This window comes from Xanthomonas sp. WHRI 8932A (assembly GCF_035012785.1).
In the GTDB taxonomy this organism is placed as follows: domain Bacteria; phylum Pseudomonadota; class Gammaproteobacteria; order Xanthomonadales; family Xanthomonadaceae; genus Xanthomonas.
Map to the genome: position 1 here is coordinate 81,311 of NZ_JAYGQQ010000001.1, position 16,831 is coordinate 98,141.

11 protein-coding genes and 1 other RNA gene are annotated in these 16,831 nt (G+C 64.5%); 2 read left to right on the forward strand and 10 right to left on the reverse strand.

Annotation, left to right across the window (positions count from 1 at the left end; translation table 11 throughout):
- Window positions 1–91: 91 nt before the first annotated feature.
- Window positions 92–1,183 carry a hypothetical protein gene (locus tag VC212_RS00360; RefSeq protein ID WP_323514041.1) on the reverse strand — a complete coding sequence of 364 codons (1,092 nt, stop codon included), beginning with the start codon at window positions 1,181–1,183 and terminating at the stop codon, window positions 92–94.
- Between the two features lie 228 nt (window positions 1,184–1,411).
- Here VC212_RS00360 and VC212_RS00365 point away from each other — a divergent pair, with 228 nt between their 5' ends.
- Window positions 1,412–2,146, forward strand: a complete 735-nt coding sequence (locus tag VC212_RS00365; protein WP_323514042.1) for a hypothetical protein — start codon at window positions 1,412–1,414, stop codon at window positions 2,144–2,146.
- 171 nt (window positions 2,147–2,317) lie between these two features.
- On the opposite strand, the gene VC212_RS00370 is transcribed toward VC212_RS00365, so the two are convergent.
- From VC212_RS00370 to ligA, 7 genes are all read right to left on the reverse strand, one after another.
- Window positions 2,318–4,789, reverse strand: coding sequence for a membrane-bound PQQ-dependent dehydrogenase, glucose/quinate/shikimate family (locus tag VC212_RS00370; RefSeq protein ID WP_323514043.1), 2,472 nt, complete (start codon window positions 4,787–4,789; stop codon window positions 2,318–2,320).
- 223 nt (window positions 4,790–5,012) lie between these two features.
- The gene (gene gyrA / locus VC212_RS00375) at window positions 5,013–7,721 is read right to left on the reverse strand and encodes a DNA gyrase subunit A (RefSeq protein WP_311238760.1); all 2,709 of its coding nucleotides are present in this window, start codon (window positions 7,719–7,721) and stop codon (window positions 5,013–5,015) included.
- Window positions 7,722–7,931: 210 nt separating this feature from the next.
- A complete protein-coding gene (mtnA, locus tag VC212_RS00380) occupies window positions 7,932–8,996 on the reverse strand; it encodes an S-methyl-5-thioribose-1-phosphate isomerase (RefSeq protein WP_115527537.1) in 1,065 nt (354 codons plus the stop codon).
- 597 nt (window positions 8,997–9,593) lie between these two features.
- On the reverse strand, window positions 9,594–10,277 hold the full coding sequence (locus VC212_RS00385) for a DUF3011 domain-containing protein (RefSeq protein WP_055844638.1): 684 nt from the start codon (window positions 10,275–10,277) through the stop codon (window positions 9,594–9,596).
- A gap of 263 nt (window positions 10,278–10,540) precedes the next feature.
- A non-coding RNA gene (locus VC212_RS00390) (sX9 sRNA) lies at window positions 10,541–10,617 on the reverse strand.
- Window positions 10,618–10,717: 100 nt separating this feature from the next.
- Window positions 10,718–11,680 carry an EF-P lysine aminoacylase EpmA gene (epmA, locus tag VC212_RS00395; protein ID WP_115527536.1) on the reverse strand — a complete coding sequence of 321 codons (963 nt, stop codon included), beginning with the start codon at window positions 11,678–11,680 and terminating at the stop codon, window positions 10,718–10,720.
- Window positions 11,677–14,178, reverse strand: coding sequence for an NAD-dependent DNA ligase LigA (ligA, locus tag VC212_RS00400; protein WP_323514044.1), 2,502 nt, complete (start codon window positions 14,176–14,178; stop codon window positions 11,677–11,679). Before ligA ends, epmA begins: the two co-directional genes overlap by 4 nt.
- Before the next feature lie 345 nt (window positions 14,179–14,523).
- On the opposite strand from ligA, the gene VC212_RS00405 reads away from it, so the two are divergent.
- Window positions 14,524–15,648: a pyridoxal phosphate-dependent aminotransferase gene (locus VC212_RS00405; protein WP_323514045.1), complete on the forward strand. Its 1,125-nt coding sequence runs from the start codon at window positions 14,524–14,526 to the stop codon at window positions 15,646–15,648.
- Window positions 15,649–15,687: 39 nt separating this feature from the next.
- Here VC212_RS00405 and VC212_RS00410 read toward each other — a convergent pair whose 3' ends face one another.
- The gene (locus VC212_RS00410) at window positions 15,688–16,071 is read right to left on the reverse strand and encodes a hypothetical protein (RefSeq protein WP_323514046.1); all 384 of its coding nucleotides are present in this window, start codon (window positions 16,069–16,071) and stop codon (window positions 15,688–15,690) included.
- An 8-nt stretch (window positions 16,072–16,079) separates the two neighbouring features.
- Window positions 16,080–16,814 (reverse strand): cell division protein ZipA, encoded by a 735-nt coding sequence (zipA, locus tag VC212_RS00415; protein WP_323514047.1) that lies wholly within the window; start codon window positions 16,812–16,814, stop codon window positions 16,080–16,082.
- Window positions 16,815–16,831: the final 17 nt, after the last annotated feature.

Sequence of the window (16,831 nt, forward strand, 5' to 3'; positions counted from 1 at the left end):
CCTAGCTTTATTAGCCGCTCTAGGTGGACTCGACGTCCACAAACCACTCTCCAGATGAGCGAGCCAGATACTCTGCGGGAGATGCATCGCCTCAGTCGGCTTTGGTTTCCATCTGTGTCTGCTTGCAGGCAGATGCAGCAGCCGCCAGCAATGCGCTGTCATCGAGCAGCGGCGCGGCCTCACTTGCAGGGTATGCGGCTGCGATCGCCTTTGCCCCGCGATCTGCATCCGCCTGGATATACCACTGCAATGAGCGCGGCAACGCACGTCCACGCACCGCGTGTTCGAATCGATACTGTCCCCAGTAAATCGCCAATGGCTCTTCCAGCGCGTTGAGCGGGTTGCGCAAATTGGCTGCACTTGGGCACAGCCGCAAGAAGTTGGCAGCAAGCATGCGTTTACGCGCGGCTGGCTGCCCCGCAGACAAATAGTGATTCAACTCGTGCAACAGGATTGGCGTCCAGTCCATCGATGCCGTGCCGGTGGGCGCATCGTGTTGGGAATAGAGCAGCATGGTGCGCCCACGTACTTTGGCTTGAGTGGTATCCATCTCTGGCCACCACACGAATCGTGCCTCAAATGCCGGAGGGTCCGGCACCGCAAAGAAATCACGCATCTGCGATGCCAAGCGGGAAACGGCAGGGTTGGATAGCTCCTCTCTCAGCACGCGCATCTGGTGCTCGAAACGTGGTGCAACTGCGATCAAACGGCTGGCACGCGGAACGAACCGCGCAAAATACGCGCGCAACAGTTTCTGGTCATCTGCCGACTGCTCTGCAATTGCGGCATTCGCCGATGCCTCAAAGCCTGCATCCCCCAGGAAATGCCGTGAGAACGGATCCGCCTCACGGGTGGCGTCTGGCGCGAAAACACGGTCGACCACCTCCAGAGTGTCGTCTTTTGCAAGCCCCGAGGTGCGGCGGCGGAATTCCGCATAGGCGGCCAGCGCGGCAAGATCCGCCTGATCCAGCCCTCCATGGGCTTCCATGTAGCTACGGTAGACAGGCACCGTAAAACCCGGCAACCAGTCCGACAGGTTATCCAGCAGGTTGAAAAGATCCGTCGCTTCGCTGTAGCCCACCTGGACTTGCGTCGATGGCGGTGTGGGTGGTGCGGCATGCGCAGTGGCGCACAGCAACATCCAGATCAGTGCGACTGCGCGGATGCTGCGCAGCTTGGTCATCCAGCAATCACTCCATCTGCGCATGCAGGACTCCGGGCTAGCGAGTGAGTTGATTCGAGCATGCAGGCATGCAGCTCGCAACGTGTCTTTCGTCAGGGTCCGCAAGATCTGCCGGCTGCAGCCTGCTTGGACGGCAAAAAATCATCTTGGCCCGTCACATTCTCGAGGATTGCCCTAAAGACTGCGGGCAGCAGGCCGACAAGGTATGCAACGTTTCGAGGAATCCTCATGGGCATCCTGATCTACCTGGTGCCTGCCTTCGCACTCTGGGCGCTCATCGCCACGGGTCTGGCGTTCGTGCGTGGGCGCCAGCTCAATGCCGAGTACGGGCAGCACGCCAGTACCCAGGACAGTCTTGCGCGCTATCAGGCTGCGCTGTCGCAGCTCAAGGCGCGCGCCGCAGCTACTACGCTGGAGCTGGAATCGCTGCAGCGCAGCTACACCGTGCTCAAGCAGTCGTTGGAGCAGCATGAACAAAACGCCGTAGAACAGCAGCGCCCAGAGGTCCCCGAGCAAGTGATTCCGATGGTCATGGTGCAGCGCCTGGATATCGCCAACGAGATCGGCACGCTGTTTGCCCATGTCGCCCGTGTGGCACGCAGCCTGCGCCGCTACAGCGCCTATAGCCGCGGGCACAATGCGCCCGAGCCCAGCACGGCACGCTACGACCTGCATTGGCTGGCCGACTGCCTGCACAGCTTCGACCAGGTGGGTGACGCGTTGGTGCGCGGCAATATCGCGGCATTGATCACCGCCTGCCAGGATCTGCTGTCGATGTACGAGCACTATCTGAAGGACGGCTCCGGCTATAACAGCCGCGACACCTTCCAGCGCCTGAGCAGCGATGTGCCGCTGTCGGAGGCTACCGATGCCATCCGCTCGATCATCGTCAAGGCGACGCTGGTGCAGGATGTGCAGGACGCGGTGCAGGACGATGCGGTGGCGGTGGCAGCGGAGCAGTGATTCGGGAATCGGGAATCGAGAATCGGGAATCGAGAATCGAGAATCGCAAAAGCGTGTGATCGGGGAACTGTTGGGTCAACGCGTCTGCATGCAGTCAAAGCATTGAAACTGCGCTTCGCTAGCGCAAAAAAACGCGCCGTTATCGGCGCGTTTTTGTTTCCACTTCCAGCACTAATGCTGCGGTAATGCGTAGGCGATCAACGCATCGCCGGCCGGGGTTTCCATGAAGTGGTGGCCGCCGGCCATGATCACCAGGTACTCGCGGCCGCCGTAGGAATACACCATCGGGTTGGCCTGCCCGCCGGCTGGCAACTTGGCGTGCCAGAGTTCCTTGCCGGTGGCCAGGTCGATGGCGCGGATCAGGTCGTCGGTGGCTGCAGCGATGAAGATCAAACCACCGGCTGTCACCACCGAACCACCGTTGTTCGGTGTGCCGATCTCGATCGGCAGGCCGGAGCGGATGCCGAACGGGCCATTGCCGCGCGCACTGCCGAACGGCCGGTCCCACAGCGTCTTGCCGCTGGCCAGGTCGATGGCGCGGATGCCGCCATACGGCGGTTCCTTGCACAACAGCTTGGTAAACGGCAGCCGCCAGCCGGCATTGACGTTGATCGCATACGGCGTGCCGGCTTGCGGGTCGCCCGCGCCTTCTGCGCCGCCTGCATCGCCGCGCACTTGATCGCGCGGCGCCCAGCCAAGCTTGTCGGCCTTGGCACGCGGTACCAACAGGTTGTAGTTCGGCATGTCGTTGTAATTGGCCACGATCACGCCGTGCTGCGGATCCACCGCCACGCTGCCCCAATCCGAGCCGCCGTTGTAACCGGGATACTCGATCGAATGCCGATCGGCTTCCGGTGGCGTGTAAATGCCCTTGTAGCTGGCCTTGCGGAACTGGAGACGACACACCAATTGGTCGATCGGGGTCATGCCCCACATATCGCGCTCGGTCAGATCCGGCTTGCGCAACGTGTGATACAGCGAAAACGGCTGGGTCTTGGCGCGCATCTGCGGCTCCACGCCACCACCGGGCACCGCACGTTCTTCCACGCCAACCAGCGGCTTGCCGGTGCGCCGATCCAGCACATACAACTCGCCCTGCTTGCTCGGCAGCAACACCGCCGGCACCTTGACGCCATCCTTGGGGAAGTCGATCAGGCTCGGCTGCGAACCCAGGTCGTAATCCCACGCGTCGATATGCGTGGTCTGGAAATTCCACACCGGCTTGCCGGTTGTGACATCCAGCGCCACCAGCGAGGTGGCGTAGCGATTCTCTGGAGGCGTGCGCGAGCTGCTCCAGTAATCGGCAGTGGAATTACCCATCGGCAGGTACACATACCCCAGTTGCTCGTCCGCAGCGGCAGTGGTCCACATATTGGGCGTGCCAGGCGTCCAGTTTTGGCCCGGCGGCGGTGCGCCATCCCAGTCCGGATGCGTCATGTCCCAGGCCCAGCGCAATTTACCGGTCACCGCATCGAAGCCTTCGATCACACCGGACGGCTCGTACCGCTTCTGACCATCGAGCACCTGATGCCCAGTGACGACCACCCCGCGCACGATCGCTGGCGGTGAATTGATCGACACATAGCCGGGCGGCGTCTCGCCCATGCCGGCCGTGATATCGACCTGCCCATTGCTGCCGAAGTCCGGGCATAGCTGACCGCTGCGTGCGTCCAGCGCAATCAGGCGCCCATCCAGCGTGCCCTCGATCACCCGCGTGCGGCACAGCGCAGAGCCATTGGATGCCACTTCGGCAGCGCCAGCGCTGGCTGCCGCCGGCACCTCGTAATACGACACGCCACGGCACGCGGCGGTATACGGAATCGCCTCATCCTTGACCTTGGGGTCGTAGCGCCAACGCTGCTTGCCGCTGGACGCATCCAGCGCAATCACCTGGTTGCGCGCAGTGCACAGGTACAAACTGTCGCCCACCTTCAACGGTGTGGTTTCCGCGCCCCAGCGCTTGCTCGGCAGATCGCCGGTATGGAAAACCCAGGCCTGCTGCAGCTGTGCGACGTTGTCGCGGTTGATCTGTTGCAGCGGCGAATAGCGCTGACCTGCCTGGCTACGCCCGTACGCCGCCCAATCGCCATCGGCCGGCGCGTTGGCCGGTTGCACATCGGTCGTTGCAGATGCTGCCGGTGCACTGCGATTGACCAGACCACCGGCCATCCCGGCGGCATGCGCCAGCGCGCCATCGGCCTCGGTCACGCCTTGAGGAATGAACGCCAGCACGAACGCGACCACAAACACTGCCGCCAATACACCCGCCACGCTGCGCGACAGCGCGCGCGATACCGGGCGTTGCAGTTTTGGCAACAGCAGCGCAAGCACGAACGCCAGGCCCACGATCAGGCCCAGGCGCGGCACCCAACGCCAGTAATCGCTGCCCGACTCCCACCACGTCCACAGCACCGAGCCGGCCACCACGGCTGCAAACCACCACGCACCCGCGTTGCGGCCACGGAACAGCAACACGCCAGCAATCAGCATCGCCGCACCGGCTGGTGCGTAATACCAGGAGCCATCCAGCGCGGCCAACCACACGCCACCGGCCAGCAACACCGCACCCAGCACGGCAATCACGCCTCCCAAGATCGCAAGCGCCCAATGGCCGCGACCGGAAGGACGATCCACATTCGTCATCAGTTGTTCCTCTTCGACTCAGCGGCGACGCAACGCCGCCGCACCGCCAATCACCTTCGACCTGCGCCGGTGAAAGCACCGCGTTTTTCGCAGTGGGGGCGCTTAAACACTGCGTTGCACATGTCATCGCCTGCAATAAAACGAGCGCGCAATAAACAAAATGCAATAAAAAACGCCGGCATTGCCGGCGTTTTCGTTCAACTGCAGCGATGACGCTAGCCGATCATTCTTCGGTTGCCGGCGGCAGCGCGACGGACTCGACGGTTGCGCTCGCTTCTTCCACCACGTCGTCCACTTCATCCAGCGATGCGTCCAGGCGTTCGACCGCCTGCAACTTCTCGCCCTTGGACAGACGGATCAACGTCACACCCTGCGTGTTGCGGCCCACGCGCGAAATTTCCGAACCGCGTGTGCGCACCAGGGTGCCGCCATCGGAGATCAACAGCACTTCGTCGGTGGCGCCCAGCAGTACCGCACGCACCAGCTTGCCGTTGCGCTCGCTGGTCTGGATACCGATCACGCCCTGCGTGCCGCGTCCCTTGCGTGGGTATTCGGACAGCGGAGTGCGCTTGCCGTAGCCCTTCTCGGTGGCGGTGAGGATGTAGGCCATATCGTCGCTCTCGGCGACGTCAATCACCGCCGCCTCGGCGCCGTCTGCGCTATCGACGACGTCATCAGCACCTTCTTCATCGGACTCGATCTCGATCCCCCCCGCCGGGTCGGACACGATCAGGCTGACCACTTCCTCGCCCTTGGGCATGCGGATACCACGCACGCCGGTGGCGGTACGGCCCATCGAACGCACGGTGGATTCGCCAAAGCGCACGGTCTTGCCGTTGGAGGCGAACAACAATACGTCGCGATCGCCATCGGTCAGCGCAACGCCGACCAGCGCGTCGCCATCGTCCAGATTGATCGCGATCTTGCCGCGCGCCAGACGGAAGGCGAATTCGCTGAGCGGGGTCTTCTTGACGGTACCGTTGCGGGTGGCGAAGAACACATAGCGGTTGTCGGCGTATTCGCGCACCGGCAACACCGCTTGCACCCGCTCGCCGGATTCCAGCGGAATCCAGTTGATGATCGGGCGGCCACGCGCATTGGAGCCGGCTTCCGGCAACTGATGTACCGGCAGCCAGAACACCTTGCCGCTGCTGGTGAAGGTCAGCAACGTGTCGTGCGTGTTGACCAGCCACAGCTGATCGATGAAATCTTCTTCCTTGGTCGCTGCGGCAGAACGGCCACGCCCGCCACGCCGCTGCGCGCGATACGCGCTCACCGGCTGACGCTTGGCATAACCGGCGTGCGACAAGGTCACCACCACGTCTTCCGGCGCGATCAGATCGAGAATATCCAGATCTTCTTCGCTGTGACGGATCTCGGTGCGGCGCTCGTCGCCGTACTCTTCGCGGATGTTGATCAGCTCGTCGCGGATCACCTGCAGCAGCACATCGGGGTTTTCCAGGATGCGGATCAGGCCCTGGATGACCTCGAGCAACTGCTTGTACTCGTCGGTCAGCTTTTCCTGTTCCAACCCGGTCAGGCGATGCAGACGCATTTCCAGGATCTGCGAGGCCTGCACTTCGCTGAGCTGATAGAAGCCATTGGCCAGGCCAACGCCCGGCGCCAGGTCTTCCGGCTTGGACGCTTCGGCACCGGCGGCACCCAGCAGCGCACCGACCAGACCCGGTTCCCAGGTCTTGGCCAGCATGCGCTCGCGCGCTTCCTGCGGGTTGGCCGAGGTCTTGATCAACTCGATCATTTCATCGATGTTGGCCAACGCAACGGTCAGGCCTTCCAACACGTGCGCACGCGCACGCGCCTTGCGCAGTTCGTAGATGGTGCGGCGGGTAACCACTTCGCGGCGGTGGCGGATGAACGCCTGCAGCATCTGCTTGAGGTTCATCAACTGCGGGCGGCCGTCGATCAGCGCCACCATGTTGATGCCGAACACCGACTCCATCTGGGTCTGCTGGTACAGGTTGTTGAGCACAACCTCGGCCGACTCGCCGCGCTTGATTTCGATGTAGATGCGCATGCCGTCCTTGTCGGACTCATCGCGCAGCTCGCTGATGCCTTCGAGCTTCTTTTCCTTGACCAGCTCGGCGATCTTTTCGATCAACCGCGCCTTGTTGACTTGGTACGGGATCTCGGTGACGACAATCGCCTCGCGGCCGTTGTCGGCCACTTCCACATCGGCCTTGGCGCGGATGCGCACGCGGCCACGGCCGGTGCGGTAGCCCGCGGCAATGCCGGCGGTGCCGTTGATGATGCCGGCAGTGGGGAAATCCGGGCCCGGGATGTACTCCATCAAGCCCTCGACATCCAGCTCGGGCGTATCGATCAACGCGATGCAGGCGTTGATCGCCTCGGTCAGATTGTGCGGCGGGATGTTGGTGGCCATGCCCACCGCGATACCGGCAGAACCGTTGACCAACAGGCTCGGGAACCGGGTCGGCATGACCGTCGGTTCCAGTTCCTTTTCATCGTAATTGGGCTGGAAATCGACGGTTTCCTTGTCGATATCGGCCATCAGCTCATGCGCCAGTCGCGACATGCGCGACTCGGTGTAACGCATCGCCGCGGCGGAGTCGCCGTCGACCGAACCGAAGTTACCCTGGCCGTCCACCATCATGTAGCGCAGCGAGAACGGCTGCGCCATGCGCACCAGCGTGTCGTACACCGACTGGTCGCCGTGCGGATGGTATTTACCGATGACGTCGCCGACGATACGCGCCGACTTGAAATAGGCCTTGTTGCTGTGGGCGCCCAGCTCGTGCATCGCGAACAGCACGCGGCGGTGCACAGGCTTGAGGCCGTCACGGGCATCGGGGAGTGCGCGGCCAACGATCACGCTCATGGCGTAATCGAGATAGCTCTTGCGCATCTCGTCTTCCAGGTTGACCTGGATGATTTCCTTGGCGGTTTCTGCCATTCGGGTTCCGTAAGTGAGGTGGCGGGCGAGCCGGAAAGCCGCGTCGGGGGCGCCTCAGTCACAGGCTGCCGACCCCACGCTCCCGCCGATCGATTCAAGCCCCAGATTGTACCACGAAGGGGCTTCCCGATACTGTCGCTTTACGGCCAGAAACAAGCACTTGCGGGGATTTTGGCGGGACGTTGGCGGCAATCTTGCCGCCGGTCCGGCTCAGGCGCCGAAGGCGGCCTGCATTCGCGCCGGATCGGGCTGCTCGATCACCCCACGTTCGGTGACGATGGCATCGATCAACGCACCGGGGGTGACGTCGAACACCGGGTTCCAGGCATGGATACCCTCGGCCACCGTCCGCACCCCGCCCACGCCGAACAACTCGCCTGGATCGCGCTGCTCGATCTCGATCTGATCGCCATCGCTGGTGGCCATGTCCACCGTCGACGACGGCGCCACCACCATGAACTTGACCCCGTGGTGGCGTGCGGCAATGGCCAGCTGGTAGGTGCCGATCTTGTTGGCGGTGTCGCCGTTGGCGCAAATGCGGTCGGCGCCGACGATCACCCACTGCACCAGGCCGGATTTCATCAGATGCGCCGCGGCCGAGTCGGCGATCAGGGTCGCATCGATGCCGTCCTGCTGCAGCTCCCACACGGTCAGGCGCGCGCCCTGCAGCCACGGCCGGGTTTCGCCAGCGAACACCTTGGCGATGCGTTGCTGCGCCATGCCGGCACGGATCACGCCCAGCGCGGTGCCGAAGCCGGCGGTGGCCAGCGAGCCGGTATTGCAGTGGGTGAGCACGCCGCTGCCCGGGGCGATCAGCCCGGCACCCAGCGCGCCCATGTGACGATTGGCGGCCAGATCCTCATCGGCGATGGCCTGCGCCTCGCGCGCAATCACCTCGCGCCAGTCTGCACCTGCCGCGCCCAGCACCCGGCGCATGCGCATCAACGCCCAGGCAAGATTCACCGCGGTCGGACGCGCCGCATTGAGCCGCAACAGCGCCGGTTCGAGTTTCTGCAGGGCCGCACTGCCATCGTCGGCAGCGATGTCGCGCGCAGCCAGCACCACGCCCCAGCCGGCCGCGATACCGATCGCCGGCGCACCACGCACGGCCAGCGAATGGATGGCCTCGGCCACCGCATCGCTGCTCTCGCAGCGCACATGCTCCACCACGAAAGGCAACTTGCGTTGGTCTAGCAATTCCAGGGCATCGCCGGTCCACAGCAGGGGGCGGATGTGGTCGTAGCGGGCGTAATCGATATGGGCGCTGTCGTTCATTGCCCTATTGTAAGGCGCGCGCGCAGCCCAGTCAGTGAGCGGCGATGCTCAGCCCGTCGTGCTAGCGCAGCAGTGCCTCAAGCGCAAAAGCCTGGTTGGTCGAGGGCGCGGTGCCCTCGCCGCTCGCGGGACACGGCGCAAGTACGTCCCTGTAGGCTCGGTAGCGGCATCCATGCCGCCACATGGTCCCGCAATCGGCGAGGACACCGCACCAGACGGTTTGCTGATTGCTTTGGAAGGAAGTTTGCCGATTGCGTTGTTGAAGCCTGCCTGTCAATCGCGCTGCGCTGCGAAGCTGATCCGACCCGGCGTTATCCGGACAACACACCACGCCTTGCTTGCAACCGTGCACACCGACCATCGCGACTGGTCCTTGCCCGCCCACCCTCGCGGGACCTTACGCGGCATGGATGCCGCGTAAGAGCTTACAAGGACGTACTTGCAGCGTGTCCCGCGAGGGTGGGCAGGCAAAGGGCCCTGCAGCCAAACCGCAGATCAGCCACCCTGTGCAGCGAAAGCACGTGCGCAGCAGCTGGCGATGTACGTGGCCAAGATTCTTCGCCCGGCAATACACCACGCGGCAGGTTAGTCAGCCGCTCAGTCGACGATGAATTCCGCGCGGCAACCGTCGTTGACCCATACCCCGTCGCGGCTCCAGCCCCAGGTCTGGCCTTCCACGCACGCCGTCCTGGACAGTTGCCGGCCCAGGCGCACCTTGCGCTCCACCGAGACTCCGCACGTGCGACGCGCGCTCTTTTTCGATTCGCACGTGACCATGCGCGGCACCGCCACGAAACCGGACCCATCTTCGGCGCCGACTTCGAACTCGCCATCGCAACCACGCGAAACCCAGATTTCGTTACGGCGCGTTCCCCAGGTACGGTTTTCCTTGCATGGCCACATCGAGCGTTGCCGCAACAGGCGTACCGGCGCGCCGCGCAAGACCACCGGGCACACCACCTTGCCGCCGTTGGAATCGCAACGCACCACACGCCGCATCAGCGGTGTGGCCGGCACGGTGGCGGCGAATTCGGCACGACAGCCTTGCTCGACCCAGACACCGTCACGGTCGACATCCCATTCGCTACCGCGGATACAGCTGGTTTCGGAGAGCTGGCGTACCAGTTGCACGCCGCTGGCGACATCCATCGCGCAATGCACGCGCGCCATGTCCTTGGATTCGCAACGCACCACGCCAGAGCCGCGCTCAGCGGCGCGCGCGTCGGCGAGCATCAGCAGCGGCAGGCACCACAAACCGCATAAGCTGATCAGCCACTTCATGCCAGCAATCCTCACCCCGAAACGATAAACGTCGCGCCCCCGTGGACGTGAAGATGAGAGCATCATCGATGTGAAGATAGCAATACGGCGGCGATGACAACGGCATGGCAACGCAACCCACGCTTGCTTGCCGCACGACCAAATGCGTGCGGCATCGCCTACAGGCATTGGGCTGCGCGGGTCCGGATCTGCGCTGTGATCAACTCCAGCCCACCACGGCCAATCGCGATGCGGGGACCGCACTCGGGTATCGCATCGAGCGCAGCTGAGAAAACCGAGCGCGCAGTCGTCATGTGAGTGCGGATGGCGCGCTGAGAACCGACGTGCACACGTAGTCCATGGCGCACCGCGCACCAGCGACGCAGGACCGGCGATGAGCGCAGCAGGGTTGTTGGCCGCTGCCAGTGCCTGGCGCATCGCCCGATCCCGCTGGTCGCAACTCAGGCGCGGGAGAAGTCGAACGCCAGCACGTCGGCAATCTGCGCGGTGCCGCGCAAGGCCATCAATAGCCGATCCACACCCACAGCCACGCCTGCGCAATCGGGCAGCTGCGACAGCACCGCCAGCAGGTGCTCATCCAGCGGCAGCTGCGGCAATCCGCGCGCCGCACGCACGGCGTTGTCGCGGGTGAAGCGTGCCCGTTGCTCCTGCGCATCGTTCAATTCGTGGTAGCCGTTGGCCACTTCATAGCCGCCCAGATACAGCTCGAAGCGCTCGGCGACCGGCGGGCTGTCGTGACGGATACGCGCCAGCGCGCATTGGCTGGCTGGCCAGTCGTGCACCACGGTCAGCGTCTCGCTGGCAAAGCCGGGCTGGATGCGATGGGTCATCAGCAGGTCCAGCCAATCGTCGCGTGTCAGTCCCTGCGGATCGATGGCAACGTCATGCAGTGCTGCACGCAGCGTGTCGACCGGGTCCAGCAACGGGTCGATGCCCAGGCGTTGCACGAACAGCTCGCGATACGTGAGCACCTGCACGCTCGCCTCGCGCTGCACCAGTGCAAGCGCGCGCTGCACCAGTGCGACAGTTTCCTGCGCCAACTTACGGTCGTCCCAACCCACCCGATACCACTCGAGCATGCTGAATTCCGGATTGTGCCGGCCGCCGGCTTCGCCGTTGCGGAACACGCGCCCCAGTTCGTAGCAATCGCCCAGGCCGGCGGCGAGCAGGCGTTTGAGCGGATATTCCGGCGAGGTGCGCAGCCAGCGCAGCGGCGCACCAGCATCCACATGTCCGCTGAAGCGGGTGCTGAAACTTTCGATATTCGGCTCGGTGTTGCCGGCCTGCGACAGCACCGGCGTTTCCACTTCCAGCACGCTGCGCTCGGCAAAAAAAGCGCGAATCGCGGCATTGAGCTGAGCGCGCAACCGCAGCCCGGCCAGATCGAGTTGCGCTGCGGTCATGGCTGTTGGCCGTGCTCGCCCAGGAAGGCCAGCAGCCGCGCTTCGTCCCAGATGTCCACACCCAGCGACTGCGCCTTGTCGAGCTTGGAGCCGGCCTCCTCGCCGGCCACCAGGAACGCGGTTTTCTTGGAGACGCTGCCGGCCACCTTGGCGCCTAATGCTTCGAGCCGCTGTTTAGCGGCATCGCGCGTCAAGGCGGCCAAGGTGCCGGTGATCACGACCGTCTGGCCGTCCAAGGGGCCGGCCTGCACGGCCTCAGCGTCCGGCAGGCGCGCCAGCACCGCTTCCATCGCCTGTTGTGCTGCCGTGGCGAGTGCCGCATTTTCCGGGCGATCCAGCCATTGCAGCAGCGCGGCGACCACCGGTGCGGGCACGCCGGCCTGCAATAACGCGTCGCTGCCGGCAGTGCGCAGCGCATCGAACGACGGTACCGCCGCCGCCAGTTGCTGCGCGCGCACCGGCGTCACCTTGGGAATGTCCATGTCTTCCAGCACGCTGGCAAAACTCAAGGCATCGCGCAGCTTGGGCGATGGCGGGTGTGCATCGCCGATGCGCACGCCACGTTGCAGCAAATCGTCGATGGCCTGCTGATTGCCCGGCTGATCGAGGAAGTGCCCGAGCGAACGCGCCACCTCGCCACCGATATCGGGCACGCGCTTGAACAGCGGCCACGGCAGATGGCGGATCAGCTCCAGATCGCCGAACCACGCCGCCAAGGCCTTGGCCGTGCTCTCGCCCACATGCTCGATGCCTAGCGCGAACAGGAAGCGCTCCAGCGTGGTATCGCGCGATGTTTCAATCGCCTCGATCAGGTTCTCCGCCCATTTGGTGGCGATCTTGCGGCGGTTCCAATCGAAGCTCGGCAGCCCTGCACGCAGCAGATCGGCCTGCCAGGTCTGCGGCGCCTCATGTTCGCCGGCCAGATCCACACCGATGCTCGCCACGGTGGTTTCGAGCTGCGCATACGCACCGGTTGCCAAATGCTCGCGCGCCTCGCGCAAGAACGCATGCGGGCTGTCGGCGGTGCTGATCAGGCGCAGTTGCAGCAGTTGATCGACGGTGAGCAGATAGAGATCGGCCACACCTTGCACCAGTCCGCTATCGACCAGCACTTCGATGAATTTCTCGCCCAGGCCGTCGACATCCATCGCACGCCGCGACACGAAATGCCGAAACGCCTCCTTACGCTGCGCCGGGCAGGTCAACTCGCCCGAGCACCGCCACACCGCCTGGCCTTCTTCGCGCACGATCTCCGACCCGCACACCGGGCACTGGGTAGGCATGCGCCATTCCTGCGTGCCCGGCGGGCGCTGGTCGGCGACCACGCCAGCCACTTCCGGAATCACATCGCCGGCACGGCGCACGATCACCGTGTCGCCAACGCGCACATCCAGCCGCGCGATCTGGTCGGCGTTATGCAGCGTGGCATTGGTGACGATCACGCCAGCCACATGTACCGGCTTCAGTCGCGCCACTGGCGTCGCCGCACCGGTACGCCCGATTTGGATCTCGATCGCCTCCACCGTGGTGGATTGCTCCTGCGCCGGGAATTTGTGCGCAATCGCCCAGCGCGGCGCGCGTGAAACAAACCCCATCTCCCGCTGGCCGGCCAGATCGTCGAGCTTGTACACCACGCCATCGATATCGAAGGCCAGCCCGTCGCGCGCCGCGCCAATGCGTTGGTAGTACGCCAGCAGGCCCTCGCTGCCCTGCACCACTTCGACCAGCTGGCTGACCGGAAACCCCCAGTCGCGCAATTGCGCCAGGATGGCCGAATGCGTCTGCGGCAAGGCGCCGTCGCGTACTTCGCCCACACCGTACGCAAAAAAACTGAGTGGGCGCTGCGCGGTGATGCGCGCGTCCAGCTGCCGCAGCGAGCCGGCCGCACCATTGCGCGGATTGGCCAGCACCTTGCCACCCTGCGCACGCATCTGCGCGTTGTATGCCTCGAACGCGGCGCGCGGCATGTAGACCTCGCCGCGCACTTCCAGCACCTTTGGCCAACCCTGCCCACGCAAACGCAGCGGAATCGCCTTGACCGTGCGCAGATTGGCGCTGACATCCTCGCCCGCGGCGCCGTCGCCACGGGTCGCACCTTGCACGAACTCGCCATCTTCGTAGCGCAGGCTGATCGCCAGGCCATCGAGTTTGGGTTCGGCCGAGAACACCGGTTGTTTGAGCTCCAGCCGCTCGCTGATGCGACGGACGAACTCGCTCACTTCCTCATCGCTGAAGGCATTGCCCAGCGACAACATCGGCAAGGCGTGCCGCACTTCGGCAAAGCGCGACGCGGCCAGATACCCCACCCGCTGCGTCGGCGAATCGGCACTGGCCAGTGCCGGGTGCTCGGCTTCCAGCGCCTCCAGCTCACGCATCAGGCGGTCGTAATCGACGTCGGCCATCTGCGGCTCGTCGAGCACGTGATAGCGGTAGTTCGCGTCTTCGATTCGGCGACGCAGGGCATCGATGCGCTGAGCGGGATCCGGGCTGACAGTCATACGATCGCTGGGCTGGCACTGGGCCGCCCATTCTAACGGGCCATGCCGATGCGCAAGCGATGACGCGCCAGACGTCGATCCCTAATCCGATGTCGCTGACCGCATCGACAGCGGCAGGCAAGCGCGCAAGGCCAAACGTAATGATGCCGGCAGCGCCTCGCTCGCACCCCGGCAGCACGCCCGGCAGGGTTTGCCGTCACGCGGACAGGCGCGACTGGCTTCCTGGACCGCCGGATCTGCCCGCTGACGGCCGACAGCTTGCCGCCCGGGGATTTCCCGATAGGCAGACCGGCACAAACCCGCTAGCGTGGCGACCTCTTTGTCCTGCTCGTCTGGAGCTCACCCGTGTCGTTGCCCGTTTCGCGCCGTTCGTTTCTCAGCCTTGCCACCACTGGCGTGGCAGTTTCCGCATTGGGGCTGGCACCCGCGGCTGAGGCGGCCCGCAAGCGCGCAGCTGCGGCCGCAGCGCCGGGCGTCGCACCGGCAGCAGGCACGGTGCTGCTCAACCTCAACGAACATCCGCTTGGCCCCGCTCCGGCAGCGCTCGATGCCGCAACGCGGTCGCTGGCGCGTTCGGGCCGTTATCTGCAGGAGATGGAGCAGGACCTGCGCAATCTGATGACCGGCGAGTTGCAGCTGCCCAACGACCATCTGGCATTGTTTCCCGGGTCCAGGGACGCACTGAATCGCGCCAGCAACCTGTTCACCTCGGCGCGTGCCAGCCTGGTGGTGGCAGACCCGAGCTTCGACCCGGTCATCGACAGCGCCACTGCCCGCGGCGTGCAGGTGCGCAAGGTGCCGCTACGTGCCGATGGCGCGCACGACGTCAAGGCGATGGCCAAGGCCGACCCGACCGCCGGCCTGATCTATCTGTGCAATCCCGGCAATGCCACCGGCAGCATCACCCCGCGCAGCGACATCGAATGGCTGCTGGCCAACAAGCCGGCCAGCGCGGTTCTGGTGGTCGACGAGGCGTACATCCACTACAGCAACGAGCCGTCGATGGTCGACCTGGTGCGTCAGCGCCAGGACCTGATCGTGCTGCGCAGTTTCTCCAAACTCTACGGCATGGCCGGCCTGCGCCTGGGCGCAGCGCTTGCCCCGCCGGGCCTGCAGACCAAGCTCGCCAGCTTCGGCAGCAACCCGTTGCCGGTCCCGGCCATGGCGGCCGGCATTGCCAGCCTGCGCGACCCGCAACTGGTGCAGACCCGGCGCGCGGACAACGCACGCGTGCGCGATGAGACCGTCGCCTGGCTCAAGAGCAAGGGTTACACCTGCCTGCCCACGCAAGCGAACTGCTTCATGCTGGACGTCAAGCGCGAGGCCGGCGTGTTTGCCGATTCGATGCAGAAGCAGGGCGTGATCGTCGGCCGCAGCTGGCCGATCTGGCCCAAGCGCGTGCGCGTGACTGTTGGCACCGAGGCGGAGATGATGCGGTTCCGCGAGGCGTTTACCAAAGCCAAGCGCTGAGGGCCGACGCCTGCCACGCGCCCTGCCCGACCAGCGGATCTAGGGGTCCAGTTCCGCTGTGGAGGGTGTGCGCAAGCTGCGCCGGATCCACAGATAGCTGATGACAAAGGTCAGCACCATCGAGCCTGCATTCCACAGCAGCAGCTCGCGCAACATCGGTGGGCCTTGCAGAATGTGCGCGTAGTAACGGCGATCGAACAGCGCGATCGCATGCGGCAGGAACACGCTGATGAAGGGCGTCGGCACCGGCGCCACCAACAAGGTGATGGCAGCGGCGAAACTGCCCACCACCCACGGCGAATTTCGCGGGCGTTTGCGCAGGCGCGCGGTGATCAACGAAAAGATCCACAACAGCGGCATTGCCAGAATCGCCCACAGCACCAGCAGCAAGGCCACTGCCAACACGCCCTGCAGACTCAACATCGCTCAACTCACCAGCGCGGGGACTTGGTCAGCGGCGGTGCCTGGTGCTGACGATCGTAGGCACGTAGTTCGTCGCGGATATGCGCCACACGCTGGCGGCCCAGCGCATTGCGGCTGTCGTCCAGCACCACGCCGTCCAGCAACTCGGCCATGCGTTGCACGGTCGGCAGCATTTTTTCCCAGGCATCCAGCGCGGTCATCGGCGCCGGCAAGGTCAGGAAGAACGCAATCGCCGGCGTCTGCATCTCGCGGATGTTAGCCATGTCGAAACTGCCCGGCTTGAGGATGCTGGCCATGCTGAAGATCGGCCCACGCTCCGGATGCCCTTCCACCAGGCGGTGGAACACATTCATATGGCCGAACACCAGGCCGGTCTTTTCTGCGGCAACCACCACATCTTCGCCACGCAGGATCTGGCCGGCCTTGGCCGCCACGAACAACGACACGATCTTGTCGAAATCCTGGTTGGGGCGCTTGCCGACATCGTTACCGCCGGCACCATCCTGGTCGTCCAGGTTGAGCTCGCTCTGTTCGGCATTGCCTTCGCTGCGCTCGAACGTTTCGCCATCGGCACCCGCATCGCCGGAGATCACCGGCTCGCGGCGTTCGTGCGGTTGACCGTCGTCCTTGTCGACGCGACGCCCCTGTGGCGATTTCTTCGGACGGCCGAACAGAAAAATTGCAGCGACCAGCAGCAATCCCGCGATCAGGATCCCGATCCGGATCATGGCCATGTCGGACATTCAGCGTGCCTCCGCAT